The sequence below is a fragment of the Arthrobacter sp. P4_H3 genome (assembly GCF_056400885.1).
Genome location: NZ_JBFUKK010000020.1, coordinates 27,517 through 45,653, shown reverse-complemented (window position 1 = coordinate 45,653; position 18,137 = coordinate 27,517). Strand labels below are relative to the sequence as shown.

At 65.3% G+C, this 18,137-nt stretch carries 20 protein-coding genes; 10 read left to right on the top strand and 10 right to left on the bottom strand.

The features are described from left to right. From mmsA to AC1DRE_RS20405, 3 genes are all read right to left on the bottom strand, one after another. Positions 1–1,530: a multiple monosaccharide ABC transporter ATP-binding protein gene (gene mmsA / locus AC1DRE_RS20415; protein ID WP_476986325.1), complete on the bottom strand. Its 1,530-nt coding sequence runs from the start codon at positions 1,528–1,530 to the stop codon at positions 1–3. A gap of 100 nt (positions 1,531–1,630) precedes the next feature. Then, positions 1,631–2,755, bottom strand: coding sequence for a multiple monosaccharide ABC transporter substrate-binding protein (chvE, locus tag AC1DRE_RS20410; protein WP_476986324.1), 1,125 nt, complete (start codon positions 2,753–2,755; stop codon positions 1,631–1,633). Between the two features lie 310 nt (positions 2,756–3,065). Continuing rightward, positions 3,066–4,181, bottom strand: coding sequence for a DNA alkylation repair protein (locus AC1DRE_RS20405; RefSeq protein ID WP_476986323.1), 1,116 nt, complete (start codon positions 4,179–4,181; stop codon positions 3,066–3,068). A 147-nt stretch (positions 4,182–4,328) separates the two neighbouring features. Here AC1DRE_RS20405 and AC1DRE_RS20400 point away from each other — a divergent pair, with 147 nt between their 5' ends. Together AC1DRE_RS20400 and AC1DRE_RS20395 are read left to right on the top strand one after the other, a co-directional pair. After that, positions 4,329–5,111 carry a phosphatase PAP2 family protein gene (locus tag AC1DRE_RS20400; protein WP_476986322.1) on the top strand — a complete coding sequence of 261 codons (783 nt, stop codon included), beginning with the start codon at positions 4,329–4,331 and terminating at the stop codon, positions 5,109–5,111. Positions 5,112–5,117: 6 nt separating this feature from the next. Continuing rightward, positions 5,118–5,420 carry an MmcQ/YjbR family DNA-binding protein gene (locus tag AC1DRE_RS20395; protein WP_476986321.1) on the top strand — a complete coding sequence of 101 codons (303 nt, stop codon included), beginning with the start codon at positions 5,118–5,120 and terminating at the stop codon, positions 5,418–5,420. Between the two features lie 7 nt (positions 5,421–5,427). On the opposite strand, the gene AC1DRE_RS20390 is transcribed toward AC1DRE_RS20395, so the two are convergent. Then, on the bottom strand, positions 5,428–5,733 hold the full coding sequence (locus tag AC1DRE_RS20390) for a MerR family transcriptional regulator (protein ID WP_476986320.1): 306 nt from the start codon (positions 5,731–5,733) through the stop codon (positions 5,428–5,430). A 141-nt stretch (positions 5,734–5,874) separates the two neighbouring features. Between AC1DRE_RS20390 and AC1DRE_RS20385 the strand changes: the two genes are divergently transcribed. From AC1DRE_RS20385 to AC1DRE_RS20370, 4 genes are all read left to right on the top strand, one after another. After that, positions 5,875–6,300 (top strand): Hsp20/alpha crystallin family protein, encoded by a 426-nt coding sequence (locus AC1DRE_RS20385; RefSeq protein WP_476986420.1) that lies wholly within the window; start codon positions 5,875–5,877, stop codon positions 6,298–6,300. Positions 6,301–6,366: 66 nt separating this feature from the next. Further along, on the top strand, positions 6,367–6,780 hold the full coding sequence (locus AC1DRE_RS20380; protein WP_476986319.1) for a J domain-containing protein: 414 nt from the start codon (positions 6,367–6,369) through the stop codon (positions 6,778–6,780). After that, positions 6,777–7,166, top strand: a complete 390-nt coding sequence (locus AC1DRE_RS20375; protein ID WP_476986318.1) for a hypothetical protein — start codon at positions 6,777–6,779, stop codon at positions 7,164–7,166. The genes AC1DRE_RS20380 and AC1DRE_RS20375 overlap by 4 nt, the downstream gene beginning before the upstream one ends. 41 nt (positions 7,167–7,207) lie before the next feature. Continuing rightward, positions 7,208–8,716, top strand: coding sequence for a GH1 family beta-glucosidase (locus AC1DRE_RS20370; RefSeq protein ID WP_476986317.1), 1,509 nt, complete (start codon positions 7,208–7,210; stop codon positions 8,714–8,716). 35 nt (positions 8,717–8,751) lie between these two features. On the opposite strand, the gene AC1DRE_RS20365 is transcribed toward AC1DRE_RS20370, so the two are convergent. Both AC1DRE_RS20365 and AC1DRE_RS20360 read right to left on the bottom strand, forming a co-directional pair. Then, a complete protein-coding gene (locus tag AC1DRE_RS20365) occupies positions 8,752–9,810 on the bottom strand; it encodes an App1 family protein (RefSeq protein ID WP_476986316.1) in 1,059 nt (352 codons plus the stop codon). Positions 9,811–9,930: 120 nt separating this feature from the next. Then, positions 9,931–10,662, bottom strand: a complete 732-nt coding sequence (locus AC1DRE_RS20360; RefSeq protein WP_476986315.1) for a DUF72 domain-containing protein — start codon at positions 10,660–10,662, stop codon at positions 9,931–9,933. A 124-nt stretch (positions 10,663–10,786) separates the two neighbouring features. Between AC1DRE_RS20360 and AC1DRE_RS20355 the strand changes: the two genes are divergently transcribed. The 4 genes from AC1DRE_RS20355 (at position 10,787) to AC1DRE_RS20340 (ending at position 14,720) form a co-directional block, all read left to right on the top strand. Further along, positions 10,787–12,580 (top strand): glycoside hydrolase family 15 protein, encoded by a 1,794-nt coding sequence (locus tag AC1DRE_RS20355; RefSeq protein WP_476986314.1) that lies wholly within the window; start codon positions 10,787–10,789, stop codon positions 12,578–12,580. A 138-nt stretch (positions 12,581–12,718) separates the two neighbouring features. Next, positions 12,719–13,591, top strand: coding sequence for a fumarylacetoacetate hydrolase family protein (locus tag AC1DRE_RS20350; RefSeq protein ID WP_476986313.1), 873 nt, complete (start codon positions 12,719–12,721; stop codon positions 13,589–13,591). A gap of 101 nt (positions 13,592–13,692) precedes the next feature. Next, a complete protein-coding gene (locus AC1DRE_RS20345; protein WP_476986312.1) occupies positions 13,693–14,004 on the top strand; it encodes a hypothetical protein in 312 nt (103 codons plus the stop codon). Positions 14,005–14,018: 14 nt separating this feature from the next. After that, positions 14,019–14,720: an HAD family hydrolase gene (locus AC1DRE_RS20340; RefSeq protein WP_476986311.1), complete on the top strand. Its 702-nt coding sequence runs from the start codon at positions 14,019–14,021 to the stop codon at positions 14,718–14,720. Here AC1DRE_RS20340 and AC1DRE_RS20335 read toward each other — a convergent pair. The 4 genes from AC1DRE_RS20335 to AC1DRE_RS20320 all read right to left on the bottom strand — a co-directional run bounded on the left by AC1DRE_RS20335 (position 14,717) and on the right by AC1DRE_RS20320 (position 18,128). After that, on the bottom strand, positions 14,717–14,935 hold the full coding sequence (locus AC1DRE_RS20335) for a hypothetical protein (protein WP_476986310.1): 219 nt from the start codon (positions 14,933–14,935) through the stop codon (positions 14,717–14,719). The genes AC1DRE_RS20340 and AC1DRE_RS20335 overlap by 4 nt on opposite strands. A gap of 94 nt (positions 14,936–15,029) precedes the next feature. Further along, positions 15,030–15,935, bottom strand: coding sequence for a CHAD domain-containing protein (locus tag AC1DRE_RS20330; RefSeq protein ID WP_476986309.1), 906 nt, complete (start codon positions 15,933–15,935; stop codon positions 15,030–15,032). A gap of 73 nt (positions 15,936–16,008) precedes the next feature. Continuing rightward, a complete protein-coding gene (locus AC1DRE_RS20325) occupies positions 16,009–17,172 on the bottom strand; it encodes a serine hydrolase domain-containing protein (protein ID WP_476986308.1) in 1,164 nt (387 codons plus the stop codon). A 143-nt stretch (positions 17,173–17,315) separates the two neighbouring features. After that, positions 17,316–18,128, bottom strand: coding sequence for a bifunctional allantoicase/(S)-ureidoglycine aminohydrolase (locus AC1DRE_RS20320; RefSeq protein WP_476986307.1), 813 nt, complete (start codon positions 18,126–18,128; stop codon positions 17,316–17,318). Positions 18,129–18,137 lie beyond the last annotated feature (9 nt).

Sequence of the window (18,137 nt, the reverse complement as noted above, 5' to 3'; positions counted from 1 at the left end):
CTATTCCTTCTCTTGGGTCATGAAGTGCATGAGGGATTCCTGGGTGGCCTCGGCGATAGGGACCTCGCCGGTGACGTGGCCCGCGGACAGGGTGTAGATCCTGTCGCAGATGCCCAGGAGTTCCGGAAGTTCGGAGGAGATCACGATCACGGCCTTCCCCTCGGCTGCGAGCTCGGCGATGATCGTGTAGATCTCGAACTTCGCCCCGACATCGATGCCGCGGGTGGGTTCATCGAGGATCAGCACGTCGGGGTCTGAGAACATCCACTTGCTCAGCACGACTTTTTGCTGGTTCCCGCCGGAGAGCTTTCCCGTGATGGCGGCCACGGAGGGCGCCTTGATGTTCATGCTCTTCCGGTAGCGGTTGGCCACCGTGGTTTCCTCGTTCTTGTCCACCCAGCCGCGCTTCGCGAGTTTGTGCAGGGCTGCCATCGAGATATTGCGCTTGATGTCCTCGATCAGGTTCAGGCCGTAGTGCTTGCGGTCCTCGGTGGCATAGGCGATCCCGTGCTGGATGGCATCGGAGACGGTGGCGGTGTTGATTTCCTTGCCGTATTTGTACACCTTGCCGGAAACGGCGCGTCCATAGGTCCGGCCGAAGACGCTCATGGCCAGTTCGGTCCGGCCTGCGCCCATGAGGCCGGCCAGCCCGACGACTTCGCCTTTCCGCACGTTCAGGCTGGCGTTGTGGACCACCGTGCGGCTGGCATCCTGGGGATGCTGCACGGTCCAGTCTTCAATGCGGAGGACTTCCTCCCCGATGCTGGGCTTGCGGTCCGGATACAGGCTTTCCAGGTCCCGGCCCACCATGCCGCGGATGATGCGTTCCTGGGTGATCTGCCCCTGGTCGAGCCGCAGGGTCTCAATCGATTTACCGTCGCGGATGATGGTCACGGCATCGGCGACCTTGCGGATTTCGTTGAGTTTGTGGCTGATGATGATGCTCGTGACGCCTTGGCCCTTCAAATGCAGGATGAGGTCCAGCAGGTGGTCGGAGTCCTCATCGTTGAGCGCCGCGGTCGGCTCATCCAAAATGAGCAGCTTCACTTCCTTCGACAGCGCCTTGGCGATTTCGACCAGCTGCTGCTTACCGACGCTGATGTGCTGAATCGGGGTCACGGGGTTTTCGCTCAGCCCGACGCGTGCCAGCAGTTTCGTGGCTTCCAGGTTGGTCCGGCGCCAGTCCACCCAGCCGTTCCTGGCCAGCTCGTTGCCAAGGTAGATGTTTTCGGCAATGGAAAGATAAGGGCTCAGCGCCAGTTCCTGATGGATGATCACGATGCCGCGCTTTTCGCTGTCGCTGATGCTGGAAAAGTCACACGGTTCGTTTTCGAAGAGGATGTCGCCCTCAAAGGTGTTGTGCGCGTACACGCCGGAGAGGACTTTCATAAGGGTGGATTTACCTGCGCCGTTTTCACCGCAGATGGCATGCACCTCGCCGCGGTTCACATCCAGGGTGACGTCCTGGAGGGCTTTCACCCCGGGAAAGGTTTTGGTGATTCCCCGCATTTGAAGAATAGGTACGTTCATGGTGATTTCCCGATGACTTGTCAGAGCCGGACTCCTGCGGATGCAGGGTCCCCCGTCGGGGTGCGGCCGGGACCCGGCCCGGCCGCACCCGGTACGGCTGCTACTTGATGTCTGCCTCCGTGTAGTAGCCGGAATCAACCAGTTCCTGCTTGTAGTTGTCCTTGGTGATGATCACGGACTCGAGCAGGAAGGCCGGGACCACCTTGACCTTGTTGTTGTAGGTCTCGGTGTCGTTGGTTTCAGGCTGCTGGCCCTTCAGCACGGCGTCAACCATTTTCACTGCCTGCTCGCCGAGCTTGCGGGTGTCCTTGAAGATGGTGGAGTACTGCTCGCCGGCGATGATGGACTTCACGGAGCCCTTCTCTGCGTCCTGGCCGGTCACGATCGGAAGGTTGCCCTTGGCGTAGCCGCCGGTGCTGGTCAGTGCGGAGATGATGCCGATGGACAGGCCGTCATAGGGGGAGAGGACACCGTCGAGCTTGGTGCCGGAGCTGTAGGCCGCGGTCAGGATGTCCTCCATGCGCTTCTGGGCAACGGGGGCCTGCCAGCGCAGGATGGCTGCCTGCTCGAACTTGGTCTGTCCGCTGGGGACCTTCAGGGTTCCGGCGTCCAGGTACGGCTTGAGCGTGTCCATGGCGCCGGTCCAGAAGAAGTTGGCGTTGTTGTCATCCGGGCTGCCGGCGAAGAGCTCCACATTGAACGGGCCCTTGCCCTCCACCTTCTTGCCGCTGGCATCAACCAGGCCAAGCCCGGTGAGCAGTGACGTGGCCTGCTGGACGCCCACGGTGTAGTTGTCGAACGTGGTGTAGTAGTCCACGTTCGGTGTGCCGTTGATCAGGCGGTCGTAGGCGATCACCTTGACGTTCTGCTCCTTCGCCTTGGCGAGGACGTCGGTGAGCGTGGTGCCGTCAATGGCCGCAATGATGAGGGCCTTGGCGCCCTTGGTCAGCATGTTTTCGATCTGCGAGACCTGCGTGGGAATGTCGTCATTGGCGAACTGCAGGTCCGCCTTGTAGCCCAGTTTCGTGACCGAATCGGAGACGTTCTTGCCGTCCGCGATCCAACGTTCGGAGGTCTGGGTGGGCATTGAAATGCCCACGAGCGAGCCCGCTGCATCGGCGCTGCCGGAAGGTGTGGCCGCTCCGCCCCGGCTTCCGCACCCTGTGGCCCCCACTGTGACTGCGAGGACGACGGCGAGTGCGCCCAGGAGTTTCTTGATTCTCACGTTTATCTCCTTCCGCGGACAACACAGTCCGCGAATTGGTACTGAGCCGGGAGGCATCTGCGCTTCCCGGCCGGGGGCCGGCCGGAAGGATCCGGTCGATTGGTGCCTGACCCGGAGATCCGTCACCAGAAGTACTTCGTTGCCCGGACCCGCCGCGTGGGCGGTTCCAGGATATGATTCCACAAGGATGGCTGATATGTTAGCGCTAACAACGAATTGAGCATAACGGCCGTAATCTTGTGAGTCAAATCACATTTTATACCTCCGGTGGTAGATCGCCCGGGCTTCGCCGGTCGCGGAGGCTGCCGGATCAGGTCTCCACGAGGAAGTGGGTGTGCGCATATCTGACGCCGTTGATCTGGAGTTCCAGGCCGTGGCTGCCGGCGTGGTGCACCCGCGTGGTCATCTGCCGGAAGGCGTGGCGCTTGGACACCGTTCTGGTTTCGCCGGGGTGCAGGGTCAGGGCCGCCAGCTTGAAGACCTTTTCGGACTGCGAGCCGTTCGCCTTCATGTAATGCACGATGTAGTCCACAGCGAGCCTGGCCGGAACGGTCCCCGTGTTTGAGATCTCGAATTCGAAGGCGAGGTCCGCCGGCAGTTCAACGACGCTCCGGTCCAGCCTCGGCGGGGTTACCGTGAGCGACGCCGGAGCGAACCCCTGCAGGGCCAGGGCGCCCGGGTGGGCTTTCTTGACCAGGGTGCGCAGTCCGTGGCGGATCACCCATTTCGTGTTGCCGTCCGGTTCCGCGGCCCAGCCTGCAGCTGCCGCCAGCACTGCTTCGGGGGAGTGGCGTGCCAGGTCATTGAGGTGGTTTGCCACCGAACGCCGGACATACTCATGCGGGTCGCGGTACAGGGCATCAAGGATGGGAATGGTGGCCCCGGGCCGTTCGATCAGGCCGGGAATCCGCACAGCCCAGGGAAGGTAAGGGCGGGTGCCTTCGCTGGCGAGGCGGCGGACGTGTTCGTCGGGGTGGGCCGTCCAGGTCAGCGCGACGGCGAGCGCCCGGTCCAGGTCGGCGGCAAGCAGCCGGCGGATGGCGAACTCCCCGGTCAGTCGTGGCGTCAGCTCGGCGAGAAGCCGGAGGCAGTCGTCAAAGTCGGCGGACTCCGTCGAATCGAGGGCGAGGGTCACGGCCGTTTCCGTGACGGGCCAGAGGATCCAACCCGTGAAGTCGGCGTCCTTGAGGGCGCGGCGGAAGATGCGCGCCGCCGTCGGATACTTCCCCTGAGGTCCGGCCACTCCGGCGATGTCCGCCAGGAGTCCCTGGCTGACGTGGTCTGTGCGGCCGCGGAGGCTGAGGTGGTCCAGCGCGCCGCCGGAAGCCGTCACATTCGTCCAGGACGTGCCGGGTGATGCGTCCGTCAGGACCCGGGCCAGCAGGCCGACGGCGGCCCGGTCAATCAGTTCGTTCATGGCACCCATCCAGTCAGGCTACCGCGGCGGCCTGACTGGATCGGCCAGCGGCGGTCAGGGTCCGGCCTGTCAGCGGTCCGCCGCGGGCCAAAACGGCGGAACCGGGATAATCTCAGCGGAGAACATCGTTAGGGACTGCTGAGGCGGGGCGTTAAAATGGCTGAAGATCAATCGCGGAAATCGCCCCGTTGGTGGCGGGTCTTCCACGACAAATTCGTGGTCGAAGAGCGGTACATGAGTGCGGGCTCCCGGAAGAACCTGTACCGGATCGCCCTGATCCTGATGATCCTGGGTGCAGGGCTGTTCGTGCTGACTCTCGCGGATGTCCTCGGAAGGGACGGACTAACCGGCCTGGACGAACCCGCACGGGCCTGGCTGCTAAGTCAGCGCTCGGAACCGCTCACCGCCGTCATGATCTTCCTGGCGATCGTTTTCGGACCCGTCGCGCTCCCCATCATCGTCCTGGTGGTCACCGTGGCCTGGGGCATCGCCGCCAAGCACGCCTGGCGCCCGCTGCTCCTGGCCGGAGCCATGCTGACGGGCGTGGCGCTGGCCCAGATCATCGGTCGGTCGGTGGGCCGCCAGCGGCCGCCCCTGGACCTTATGCTGTTCGGTCCGGACGTCACGTTCTCCTTCCCCTCCGGGCATGTGCTCGGTGCCTGCGATTTCCTCCTGGTCACCGCGTTCCTCGTTTTCTCGCGCCGCCAAAGCACGTGGCCGGCTGTGGCCGGCTTCGCCGCTGCCGCCATCGGAATTGTCCTGGCCTCGGTGAGCCGGCTCTACCTGGGGTACCACTGGGTCAGCGACGCTTTGGCCTCGCTGTTCATTTCCTTCGTGGTGCTGGGGGCCGTCATCGCGGTGGATACGTGGCGCACGGCCCGCGTCCCGGGAGAACAGATCACCGGTGAACTGTCCAAGGCCGATGCGGAGGAAGGCTAGCGCGGAATGGCCGGCGAAGAGGACGTCCGGCGCATCTGCCTCGCTCTGCCTGGCGTCACCGAGCGGCCCAGCTGGAACCAGCCGGCATGGTTTGCCCGGACGCTCATGGCCAGGATCTGGGAGGACGGTGTCCTGACCGTCAAGACGGCGGAACGGGAAGCGCTCGCCGGAACGGACCCCGGCACGTACTTCTGGACTCCGCACCACGAGCGCTCGCCGCAGCTTGTCCTGGTCCGGCTTGACCGGATCGAGGTGGAGGAGTTGGCGGAACTTCTCGAGGAGTCCTACCTGCTTGCCGGCGGCAAGTAGCCGCCGCTCATGCCCCTGAGTCCTGCGGGCGGGCGCGCGCCCTCTTCAGTTCGGTCCGGAGCCTCGCGTTGGCTGCCTCAAGTTCCAGTACCTTCGCCACGCCGGCAAGATTGAGTCCTTCGTCCAGCAGCTCGCCGATGCGCTTCAGTACGGCGAGGTCCGCCTCGCTGTACTGCCGCGTCCCGCCGGAGGTGCGGTCCGGCGTGAGCAGGCCCTTCCGTTCGTAGAGCCTGATGTTCTGTTGGCCTGTGCCCACAAGGTGGGCGACCACGGAGATGGCATACACGCCCGTCTCCTCACCACGCGCTGCCATGGGCCCTCCCCGGTTTCTTCATTTTTGCCCTTGCCACAGTCTCCCACTGGTGCTATAAAAAATCTATACCCGCCACCATAGATAAGGGCGGGCAAGGAAAAGAAATGCAGCCACAACCACATGTCGAAGGAGTGGGAAATGATGTTGATGCGTACGGACCCGTTCCGTGAACTGGACAGAATTACCCAGCAGGTCTTTGGAACCGCTGCCCGGCCTGCGGCCATGCCGATGGACGCCTGGCAGGAAGACGGGGAGTTCGTGGTGTCGTTCGATCTGCCTGGAGTCGACGTCGATTCGGTGGACCTCAATATTGAGCGGAATGTGCTGACTGTGCGGGCTGAACGGCGCGATCAGACGCAGCCCAACGTGGAGCTGGTCATTTCGGAGCGCCCCCGCGGCGTCTTCAGCCGCCAGCTGATCCTCGGCGACACCCTGGACACGGACAACGTCAAGGCCAGCTACAACGCCGGCGTCCTGACGCTCCGCATCCCGATCGCCGAGCAGGCCAAGCCGCGCAAGATCGAAATCGAATCCAAGCAGGACAGCATGCACGAAATCGGCAGCTAGCCGGTAAATGAAGCGCGGGGCGGGTGCCGGTGGTGACTGGCGGCCGCCCCGTCGCGGACTATGGCCATGAGTAATCAACCGCCTGACTATTACGAAGTGCTGAAGGTGGACAGAACGGCCACCCGGCGGGAAATCGCGCGCGCATACCGCGCGCTGATGCGGCTCCACCACCCGGACGTCGACGGCACCGTGCCGGCCGGCCGTGGGACCGGCAATGGCGGTAAAGCCGACGGCGGCAGCGGGCTGCTGGACATCATGGAGGCTTTTGCGGTGCTCGGGGATCCGAAAACCCGCGCCGCATATGACCGCACCATGTCCGTCCCGACCACCCGCCGCGGCGGGCCGATCGAGGTGCCGGTCCGCCATGTTCATGCGCAGCAGCCTCCGCTGCTGCGGGTTAGTCCCGTGCTCTGGGAACGCGGCCCGAAGGCAGGCTCCGGACAGCGGGAACCGGATAAGAAGAGAAGGAGCAGTCCATGAGCGCCTGGCGCCGTTATGATTCCCACTTGATTCCGGCGTTCCATGAACGCTTTGAGCAGAGATGGGGTGCGGGCACAGCCCCGTTCCTGGACCCGGAGGCCCATGAGGAGCCGCTCCCGCGGGCGCAGTGGATCCATCCCGAGTCGGGCGCGGCACTCGCAGTAGTCCCGATCTGGACGCCGGACGACCCCCAACACCGGTCCTTTGGCGTCTTCTATCTCCCGCCGACGGGCGACATCTGGGTGCTTCGGCCGGGATTCACCGGTTACCTGGAACCGGCGGCAAATGACACGGAGCACCTGATCACCTTGCGCAATGATGCCTTCAAGAAAGCCTTGGCGCACGCCAAGGAATTTCTCTTCGGCACGGAGCCCGCGGTGCACTAATATCAATCCACTACCCGCAAACTACATAAGGGATCGAGCCAATGACCTTCTCCGCCAAAGACCTGGCAGCAAAGATCCCGCCGTCCTTCACCCTGGGGGTTGCAACCGCCGCCTTCCAGATCGAGGGTGCCCTCGACGAGGACGGCCGCGGACCCTCCGGGTGGGACGTGTTCGCGCAGAAGCACGGCGCGATCGTGGACGGCCACAGCCCCGTCATTGCCTGCGACCACTACCACCGGATGCCCGAAGACGTTGCACTGATGAAGGAACTGGGGATCGATTCCTACCGGTTCTCACTGTCCTGGTCACGGATCCAGCCGGGCGGCAGCGGCCCGGTCAACAGGCCGGGGCTCGATTTCTACGACAGGCTGCTGGACCTGTTGCTCGCCAGCGGTATTTCGCCGATGGTGACCCTCTACCACTGGGATACGCCCCTTCCCCTGGACGAAGCCGGCGGCTGGATGAACCGGGACACGGCGTACCGGCTGGCCGAGTTTGCCTCGATAGCGGCTGCTGCCTACGGCGACCGGGTGGCACGCTGGGTGACGGTCAACGAACCGGCCACGGTCACCACCAATGGCTATGCCCTTGGCCTTCATGCGCCGGGTGAATCGCAGCTCCTGCAGGCCCTGCCCACCGTCCATCACCAGCTGCTTGCCCACGGCCTGGCCATGCAGGCGCTGCGAGCAGCGAAAGTCCCGGGCGAAATCGGCATGACTAATGTGTACTCGCCCATGGTTCCCGCGTCAGGCAATCCATTGGACAAGCTGAGTGCGGGGCTCATGGACGTCTTCCAGAACAGGCTGTTCGCGGACCCGGTCCTGCTCGGAAAGTACCCGGACGTCATCCGGGCTGCCACGTTCTTTACCCCGTTCAGCCCCTCCGACGAAGACATGCAACTTATCTCCCAGCCCATGGATTTCTATGGCCTGAACTACTACATGCCCACGAGTGTTGCCGCCGGGCCCGGCGAAGGTGCAGTTCCGCCAGGGATGGCGGAGGCCATGGGGGACGACCTGAGCGGAACCGCACCCGGGGCCCCGTTCCACATCGCCCCCTTCCCCGACGCCGAAACGACCGCCTACGGCTGGCCCATCAAGCCCGAATACATGGCGGTGGCGCTCAGGGAAATGGCGGAACGCTACCCGGACCTGCCGCCGGTCTTCATTACCGAGGGCGGGGGAAGTTTTGAGGACATTGTGGTCCGGGACAGGGCCGCGGACCGGATCATCATTCCCGACGAGCGGCGGCTGCGCTACCTGGCCCAGCACATCGCCACAGCGCTGGAGGCCACAGCCCCGGGCGGCGAGGCGGAGGCCATTGACCTTCGTGGCTATTACGTGTGGTCGCTGCTGGACAACTTTGAATGGTCAGCCGGCTACAAGCAGCCGTTCGGTCTCCTGCACGTTGACTTCGAAACGCTGGCAAGGACGCCCAAGGCTTCCTACTACTGGCTCCAGGAGGTGCTCGCCGCGCGCAAGGACGCGGCCGCCACTGCAGTTGACGCCGGTGCTGCCGATGCTGCCGGAGAGTCGGAGCCTGTCCCCTGACGGGATGCGCGTGCAGGCTGGGTCCAGCCCGCAGGTCAGACCAGTTTCAGGTCGGCGAGGCCCCTGGTGATGCCTGCACCGTCGGGGGAGTAGATCCACGGGACGGCGGAGGCACTGTGGTCCCCGTTTTCAGAGTGGCCGCCCGCCAGGACTGATTCGCCAACGGAGAGCTGGCGGATGGCAATGGCGGCAACGCGGTCGCCGTGATCCCGGGCGAACCTGGAGTAGATCTGCTCGTCATGCTGGCCGTTGTCGCCGATCAGCAGCCACCGCACATCCGGGAATTCCTGCGCGAGCCGGTCCAGGTTGCCGTTCTTGTGCTCCTGGCCGCTGCGGAACCAGCGGTCCTGGGTCAGCCCCCAGTCCGTCAGGAGCAGGGGGCCCGCCGGGTACATGTTGCGGCTGAGGAAACGAGCCAGCGTCGGGGCCGCATTCCATGGTCCGGTGGAAAGGTAGATCACCGGGGCGTCCGGGTGTTCCACCACCAGCCTGTCCATCAGCACCGGCATGCCGGGTGTGGCCATCCGCGCCCGCTCACTCAGTACAAAGGTGTTCCACAAGGCCAGGAAAGGGCGGGGGAGCGCCGTGACCATCACGGTGTCGTCGATGTCGGACACGATTCCGAACCTGGTGTCCGGGCCTATGACCAGGATGCTGGCCTTCACGGCCTCGGTCCCTTCGGCGCGCAGTGTAGCGGTGTGCCAGCCCGGGGACAGTTCAACCTTTACCACTGTGTCAACCAGGCCGCCACGGTCCGCCTTGACGCGGGTAGTCACACCCTCGATTTCGATGTCCACACTGGTGAACTGCAGGGGCACGCTGGTGAACGCCCTCCAGCCGCGGACATTCTGGTTGCCGTTCTTCGCGGCGTGCTCAGCGCGGCTGCCTGGTTTCGGCTTGGTGGTGAGGACTACCCGGCCAAGGACCCGCACCCACGACGTGGAGCCGTACCCCTGGTAGGCAAGGGTCTGCGGAACAAAATTCCAGCGCCGGGCCAGCTGGATGCGGACGCCGTTGACCGTATCCGAGACCTTGTGTGCCACCCGGAGCGCGTGGTTTCCGGGCAACTGTGATTCCTGCGACGCCAATTCCATGCCTCCACTCTGCCACAAGGGGGCCCTCCGGCAACCGCCGCCGGACACTAAGGCGCTGCACCGTAACAACCCGCCGGAGGTGCAGCGGGAGCTCCCTGCCAAGGGGCCGTTGCAGGTGAGTCAGCCCTCTCCGAGCAGCCACCGCAACGTGTCGGCGTTCCGCACGGCGTTGCCGCCGCCGTCGTTATTGAAATAGACGAACACGTCCTTGCCCGAGCCCTGCCACTCCCGGACGCGGTCTGCCCACCATCGAAGGTCATCCTCCGAATAGGAGCCCCCGTAGAGGTGCTGGTGGTCCGGGCCGTGCAGGCGGACGTACACGAACGGCGCCGTAGCCCGCAGGATGCAGGGGAGGTTTGCGCCGCTCATGATGCAATAAGCGGCCGCGTGGCGCTCCAGCAGGGCGTACACGTCAGGATGGTCCCAGCTGGGGTGCCGGAACTCCACCGCCACGCGGACCCACCACGGCAACGCCGCCAGGAAGTAGCCAAGACGGGCATCATCGCGGCCGAAATCAGGCGGGAGCTGGACCAGTAGCACGGCGCGTTTGTCACCCAGCTCATGCCAGCAACTGATGATCCGCTCCACCCACACCTCGGGGCCGTATAGCTTCTTGCCGTGCGTCAGGCCGCGGGGGGCCTTGACCGACATCGCAAACCCCGCGGGGAGGCGGCGGCGCCAGCTCGCGAACGAGGACTCCCGGGGCCAGCGGTAGAAACTCGCGTTGAGCTCCACGGTATTGAAGCGCGCCGCATAGTGCGCCAGCCGGTCGCGCGCCGGCAGCCCCGGCGGGTAGAGCACGTTCTCCCAGTGGTCGTAGCTCCAGCCGGACGTGCCGATGTGGATCCCCAAGTTGCCCCTCGCCGTCAGTCAGCCGCGCGTACAACGCATACGGCCGGAATCGAATCTCCGACATTCCGTTGCAGCATGCCATGGATAGTAGTCCGCCGAGGCGGCATGTGGCACTGTGAGTCCCATGGCACGCATAGAGGACTACGCGGTGGTGGGCGACCTGCACACGGCGGCACTCATCAGTACCGAGGGTTCCATCGACTGGCTATGCCTGCCGCGTTTCGATTCGCCGGCCTGCTTCAACGCGCTGCTGGACACACCCAAGTCGGGACGGTGGCTGCTGGCACCTGCCGGCGGCGGAGACTGCACCCGGCGCCGTTACCGCAAGGGGACGCTCATTCTGGAGACCGAATGGGAAACCGAAAGCGGAAAGGTGAAGGTCATCGACTTCATGCCGCCCCGTGACGCCGTGGCGGACATTGTGCGGATCGTGGTTGGCGTCCGCGGACACGTCAGGATGCGGGGCGAACTGGCCCTGCGGTTCGACTACGGACACATCGTCCCCTGGGTCCGGCACGATGACCACGGAATCCACGCCGTCGCCGGCCCCGATGCGGCCTACCTGGTCACTGACGCACCCCTGCGCGGCGAGCGCATGAAGACTGTCAGCGACTTCACCGTCAGGGCGGGGGAGAGAGTGCCCTTCGTGCTCACCTGGTCGCCCAGCCACCTTTACCGTCCGCGGTCCATCGATCCGGAGGCTGTCCTGGCGTCCACGGAGGCTTTCTGGCTGGATTGGTCCGCGAAATGCACCATCACCGGCCCCTACCGTGAGGCCATCCAGCGCTCGCTGATCACGCTCAAGGCACTGACCTACGATCCAACGGGCGGCATCGTGGCTGCTGTGACCACGTCCCTGCCGGAGCAGCTGGGTGGCTCCCGCAACTGGGACTACCGCTATTGCTGGCTCCGGGACGCCACGCTCACGCTGCAGGCACTGCTTGCCGCCGGCTATACCGAAGAGGCAGCCTCCTGGCGCGACTGGCTACTGCGGGCAGTGGCCGGCGACCCCGCGGACCTGCAGATCATGTACGGCATCCACGGCGAGCGGAGGCTGCCGGAAATGGAGCTCCCGTGGCTGCAGGGCTACGAAAAGTCCGCTCCGGTGCGGATCGGCAACGGTGCCGCCGGCCAGCTCCAGCTGGACGTGTGGGGCGAGGTCCTGGACTGCCTGTCCCTGACCAGGCACTCCCTGCTGAAGCACAGCGACGAGGCCTGGGACGTCCAGGTTGCCCTGATGGAACACCTTGAGGGTGCCTGGCGGCGGCCCGACAACGGCCTGTGGGAGATGAGAGGTCCCCGCCGCCACTTCACCCACTCAAAGGTGATGGCATGGGTTGCCGCCGACCGGATGGTCAAGGGCGTACGGGATTTCGGTCTGGTGGGCCCGGCTGACCGCTGGGAGGAGCTCCGGGACACCATCCGCGCCGATGTCATGGCCCACGGGTTCGACGCGGAGCGGAGCACCTTTGTGCAGTCCTATGGGCGGCCGGAGCTGGACGCCAGCCTCCTGCTCCTGCCCCGCGTCGGCTTCCTCCCGCCGGACGACCCCAGGGTGGTGGGCACCATTGAAGCCGTGCAGCGCGAACTCACCCACGATGGGTTCCTGCTGCGCTACCGGACGGCGGAAGCCGACGACGGCCTTCCGGGGGACGAGGGCGTTTTCCTCGCCTGTTCCTTCTGGCTGGTGGAAGCCCTCATCGGCGTGGGGCGGCGCCGCGAAGCCAAGGAACTGTTCGAGCGGCTCCTGGCGCTGCGCAACGACGTGGGTCTCCTGAGCGAGGAATGGGGCGTCGAAAGCGGCCGCCAGCTGGGGAACACTCCGCAGGCCTTCAGCCACTTCGCACTGATCATGAGTGCACTGGAACTGCACGAGGACAGCGTGCACCGCAGCGACACCCCCGTCCGGGGGAGCTGACGGGGGAGCCGGCGGCCAGCCGGCGGACTGCGGCGGCCCGCGAGGCGGTCACATTTCGTTCAGCTGGGGGCCGGGGGCAGCTGCGTGGTTCCATGGTCACGGAACCTATTCGGAGCAGGCACGAAGGAGTGTTGACCGGTGAAATTTGCGCGTCTCGGAGATCCAGGCAGGGAGCAGCCGGCCGTTCAGCCCGGCGGGGCAGACTCGAACGGAAAATGGTATTCCCTCGCGGGCCTCACAGCGGACATCGACGGAACGTTCCTGGAAGCCGGTGGCGTTGACCGCGTCCGGGACGCGCTCGCTGCCGGGAACCTGGCCGAGATCACGGACGCCGGTGCGCTTCGCACGGGTGCCCCGCTGGCCCGCCCCGGCGCGCTGGTGGGCATCGGCCTGAACTACGCCGGCCATGCGGCCGAGTCAGGTGCCGCCGTGCCGGACGTGCCGGTGGTGTTCCTCAAGCCAGCCAACACGGTGGCAGGCCCGTTCGACGACGCCCCCATCCCGCCGCTGTCCCGCAAGTACGACTGGGAAGTTGAGCTCGCCGTCGTGATCGGGCGGCGCACCTCCTACCTGAGGTCGGTGGGCGAGGCCGCGGACTGCATTGCCGGTTACGTCCTGGCCAACGACCTTTCAGAGCGGGACTACCAGTTGCCCGGCGCGGCCGGCCAGTGGGTCAAAGGAAAGTCGCTGCCGGCGTCCACGCCCCTTGGCCCGTGGTTCGTCCCGGCCGCTGACCTGGACGCAACGGACCTTCGGCTGCGGACCTGGGTAAATGGCGAGCCGCGCCAGGACTCATCCACGGCGGACCTCATCTTCGACGTTCCCGCCATCGTGCACCACTTGAGCCAGTTCATGGTCCTGGAAGCCGGCGACATCGTTCTGACCGGTACCCCGGAAGGCGTGGCCCTCTCCGGACGTTTTCCCTATCTTCGGGACGGCGATGTGCTGGAGCTGGAAGTCGAAGGACTGGGCCGTCAGCGCCAGGTTCTTCGCCAAACCGCTGTACTCTAGCCCGGAAGCCGTCGCCCGGACATGCCTCGGGACTTCCCTATCCAGCAGAGGTAAGTATACTTACTAATACCTCAGATCGGGGTGTAAACGGAGGAGTTGCAATGGCTGGATACTTCGAGCTGGTTGATGCCCCCGACGGCGGCTACCGCGTCAAGCTCATCGACGGAACCGGAACCCTGATGGCCATCTCAGTCACCTTTCCCACCAAGCGCGCCGCCGCGGCGGGTGTGGCGAAGGCCCGGGAGATCGCGGGAACCGGCCTGATCCGTGACCTGAGCGAAAGCCAGGACTCCGAGCCGCTCAAGCAGCCGCCGGTGCGGCAACACGTCAAGGCGCCCAAGAACATAGGCGTTCTGGGGGCGGGGCGGCCGACGGGAACCACAGGTCAAAAGCGAGCCCGCACGCATCACTGAGCCTAAAGGTGGCCATGCCCAACATCGGACCCCGCGCCCGGCGGAAACGCGGCGTTCTCTTCGACGTCGACGGGACCCTGGTGGATTCCAGTTACCTCCATACCCTCGCATGGTGGCAGGCGTTCAGGCAGGCAGGCCTGGATGTACCGATGGCGTCCATTCACCGCTGTGTCGGCATGGGAGGGGACAAGCTGGTTGACCGGCTCCTTCCGGCCGGGCGCGACAAGGCCCGCGATGCGGAAATTATGGCCGCCCACGGTGCGGTGTTCGCCACCTATTGGCCCGCGCTGCGCGCGTTCGACGGGGCGCGGGACCTCCTGGCCCAGTGCTATGAAAGCGGATTCGCCGTGGCGCTCGCATCATCGGCCCGTGCGCAGGACCTTGGGGTGCTGCGCGCCACGCTTCGCGCCGATTCCTTCATCCACGCTGCCACCAGCGCCAATGATGCCAAGGAAAGCAAGCCGGACCCGGACATCCTCGAGGCGGCACTGGAGGCCGTTGGCCTGTCGGCCGAGGATGCGGTTTACGTCGGCGACGCCGTGTGGGACGTATACGCCGCCGCCAGGTTGGGCATTCCCACGATCGGGCTCACCTGCGGCGGTACCAGCGCGGCGGAGCTGCTGGAGGCTGGTGCCGTGGAAATTTACGAGAATCCCCGGGACCTGCTGGCGAACCTGCGTGACAGCGCCGTAGGCAGGCTCGCCGACAGGTCCTAGGCGTCGGCGATGTCGCCCTTGTTCCAGGACACCGCAACACTGACGGAGCCGTCGTCGTCCCGTTCCACCTCGGTGATGACATCGGTAGGCCCCGCCCCCATTTCCATGAGCTTGGCCCGGTAGGACGTGACCAGGTCTTCAAGGCTGGATTCGGTCCACTCGCCGGGACGCATCCGCGTGGAAATCTCCACCGGCTCTGGCTGGTACAGCGTCATGTCGTTGCCTTTCCTCGATGCTGGGGATGATCCAACGCTATGATCCGCTGCCTCCTCAGGCAAGGGATTTACTCAGTTTGCTTAGTTTTTCTGCTTAGCTGCGGGGAAACTTCTTCCAGGCCTTCCTGAATTTAGCCCCGGCCCGTTCCGCACGTGCTTCTTCCCGCGCGTGGAGCCGACCGTACGTGAAGCCGCTCTCCCCGCTGCGGAAGGCCCGTCCGCCAAGATCGGCGAGGAGGTGCCGTGCCACCACGCTGTCCTGGTGAAGGCCAAGGATCTGCTGGAGTTCGTGGGCACGTTTGGCCATTCTTGCGGACTTCTTCCCCGCAACCGGTGCGGCGGCCTCGGCAGCGTAGCGGAGCCGCTTGGCCGCCTTGCGCACTTCATGAAGGCCGGCGTCGCGGGCCGTACCGTCCGGAGTGGAACCGGAGCTCGCCGCGGGACTGCCGCCGTCGTGCTGTTCGTGCAGTGCCCGCACTCTGCGCCGGACCCTTTTGGTTTCCCTGGACACCAGCTTCCGCATGGTCTTGCGGGCGCCGCCTGCAGCTTTCGCGGCCAGGGGCGGAGCCGCTACCAGCTCCTCAAGGCGGGAAACCAGGGTGGTGTAACGGCCGCCGTCGAGGGCCTCCAGGACGGCGCGGCGGCCAGCGGCGGACGTTGAATCAAGTTCGTTGTCGATTTGCTGGGCCGCTGGTCCGAAGACCAACGCTTCGGGTTCGCCGGCCAAAAGCTCCCGGAGCCGGTCGTGGATAACTTCCGGATCCCGCGCCGAACCGAGCACCTCGGAGAGCCACTTCAGCTCTGCCCTCACATCAGTCACGGCGCCGTCGTCAAAGAGCTTCTTCCCTGTTGCGAGCACTGACCGCAGCCGGCGGGCGCACATCCGCATCTGATGGACTGAGTCCGGTTCGTCCTGGCGCACCAAGGGCTCCTGATGCCTGAGCTCGGCGAGCTGCTGGGCCAAGTAGTTTGTCAGGACCTCGCCGGCTGTGGTGGGCATGCCTCACTCTACGTCGGCGGGGGTGCCGCCAGAAGGGCCGTTTGTCATGCCGTGTCGGCGGCTTCTGCGTGTTTTAGCAACTGGCGTTGAGTGCTTCCTCGACGACGTCCATCAGGTCCTCCGCCATGCCGTTGCCCTTCACGCTGAAGGGCTGCGGCGGGGTAGCGAGGGAGACCGATGCCTGCCGGGTTCCGTCGGCGCTGGACATCGAAATAGTGCCGTAGCCGGCTGTGTCCCCGGCGCGGCCGTAGTAGAAGTTGTTGGTGCAGGTATCGTTCCAGCGTTGAATCCCCATCCCGTACCGGGCGTATGGCGGGGTCTGCATGTCCGTGACCATGGCCCGTGGGATCAGGCGGCCCTCGAGCAGCGCGGCATAAAACGTGTTCAAATCGCCGACGCTGGACACCAGGCCCCCGGCAGGATCGCCGGCGCGGAGCGCGGGATAGCTGACGTCGAGGCGCTCGCCGGAACTGGTGACGTAGCCGTGGACCAGCGCGGGAGGGACGGGACCGCGTTCGGTCATCCACGTGGCGGTGAGGCCGAGCGGCCCGGTCACGTCGGACCGCAATACGTCGCCGATCGGCAGGCCGCGCAGCCGTTCCACGATCATGCCCAGCGCGATGTAGTTTGAACCCGAGTACTCATAACCCTGCGCCAGCCTCGGCTCCCACCGCTGGGTCGCGGCCAAGGCGAGGAGTTCCCGGTGGCTGCGGGCGGTGGCCAGCACCTCGCCCGGGCTGCCCTGTTGAAGGAGCGGGATGAGGTAGTCCGGCATCCCGGATTCGTGCTGCAGCAGCCGCCGGATCGTGACGGGCCCAGGCGGGTGCATGATGCTCTCGAAGTCCGGCAAATGCTGGCTGACAGGGTCCTCAAGGCCAAGTCTGCCTTCCGCTGCGAGTTTGAGCACGGACACGGCAACGAAGGATTCGGTCACCCTTCCGATTGGCGTGGGATTGTGAATCTCCAGCGGTTCCCGGCCCTCCAGGCTTCTGACACCGGAAGTGCGGGACCATTCTTGGCCCCGCACTTTGGCCTGCATCAGGACGGCGGGGGCGCCGTCGTCGAGCATTTCGTTGCCAAACTCTTCCAGCGCTGCCGCCAGCCGTGCCAGGGACGAGGGCTGCTCCGGCGGCTCCGGGGCCGCAGTGCAGCCGCCCAGTGCGGCGACCAGTACGGCGACGGTTGCCGCGGCCGCGGTCCGGAACGGCAGTGCGCGAATCCGTGCCACGAAACTCATGTTCCTCAGGGCGTTCGGACGCGTCAATAGCTGGCAGATGCCGCCGAATTCGCCGGAAACGCGCGAAATCGCCGGAAGCCAACGGCGAATTGGCAGACTTCCGGCGATCTCGGCGTCGCTCGGTGGGCGACAGTCTCGGTGGGCTAGGTCAACCGGATCTGACGGTTCATGTCCTTGTACAGGAGGTACCGGAACTGGCCGGGACCACCGGCGTAGCAGGCCTGCGGGCAGAAGGCGCGCAGCCACATAAAGTCGCCGGCCTCCACTTCCACCCAGTCGTTGTTGAGCAGGTACATGGCCTTGCCCTCCAGCACGTACAGGCCGTGCTCCATGACATGGGTCTCCGGGAACGGGATGACGCCGCCCGGCTGGAACGTCACAATGTTCACCTGCATGTCGTGGGCCAGGTCGCTGGAATCCGTGAAGCGGGTGGTCTTCCAGGCGCCGTCCGTATCCGGCATCGCGGTGGGTTCGACTTCCGCGTCACTGGTGACGAACGACTTGGCCTCGTAACCTTCGAGCCGCTCATAGGCCTTGCGGATCCATTGGAACGAGACGATGTCGTCCGAGACGTTTTCCAGGCCCCAGGTGGAACCGGCCGCCAGGTAGGCGTAGCCGCCTTCCTCCAGCGGGTGCAGTTCGCCGTCGAGGGTCAGGTTGACCTTGCCCTTGGTGACGAAGACGACGCCTTCGACGCCTGCTTCGAACTCGGCCTTCGGGGCACCGCCGCCGGGTCCGATCTCCACGATCAGCTGGGAGAACGTGGTGGCAAACCCGGAGATAGGGCGGGCCAGGATCCAGGAACGGGTGTTGGAGAATCCCGGCAGGGTGCTGGTCACGATGTCGGTCATGACGCCCTTGGGGATGACCGTGTAGGCCTCCGTGACGATGGCCCGTTCAGTGGTGAGGTGGGTCTGCGGCGGCAGGCCGCCCTGGGGGTAGTAGTACTTGCCCATCATTGGGTC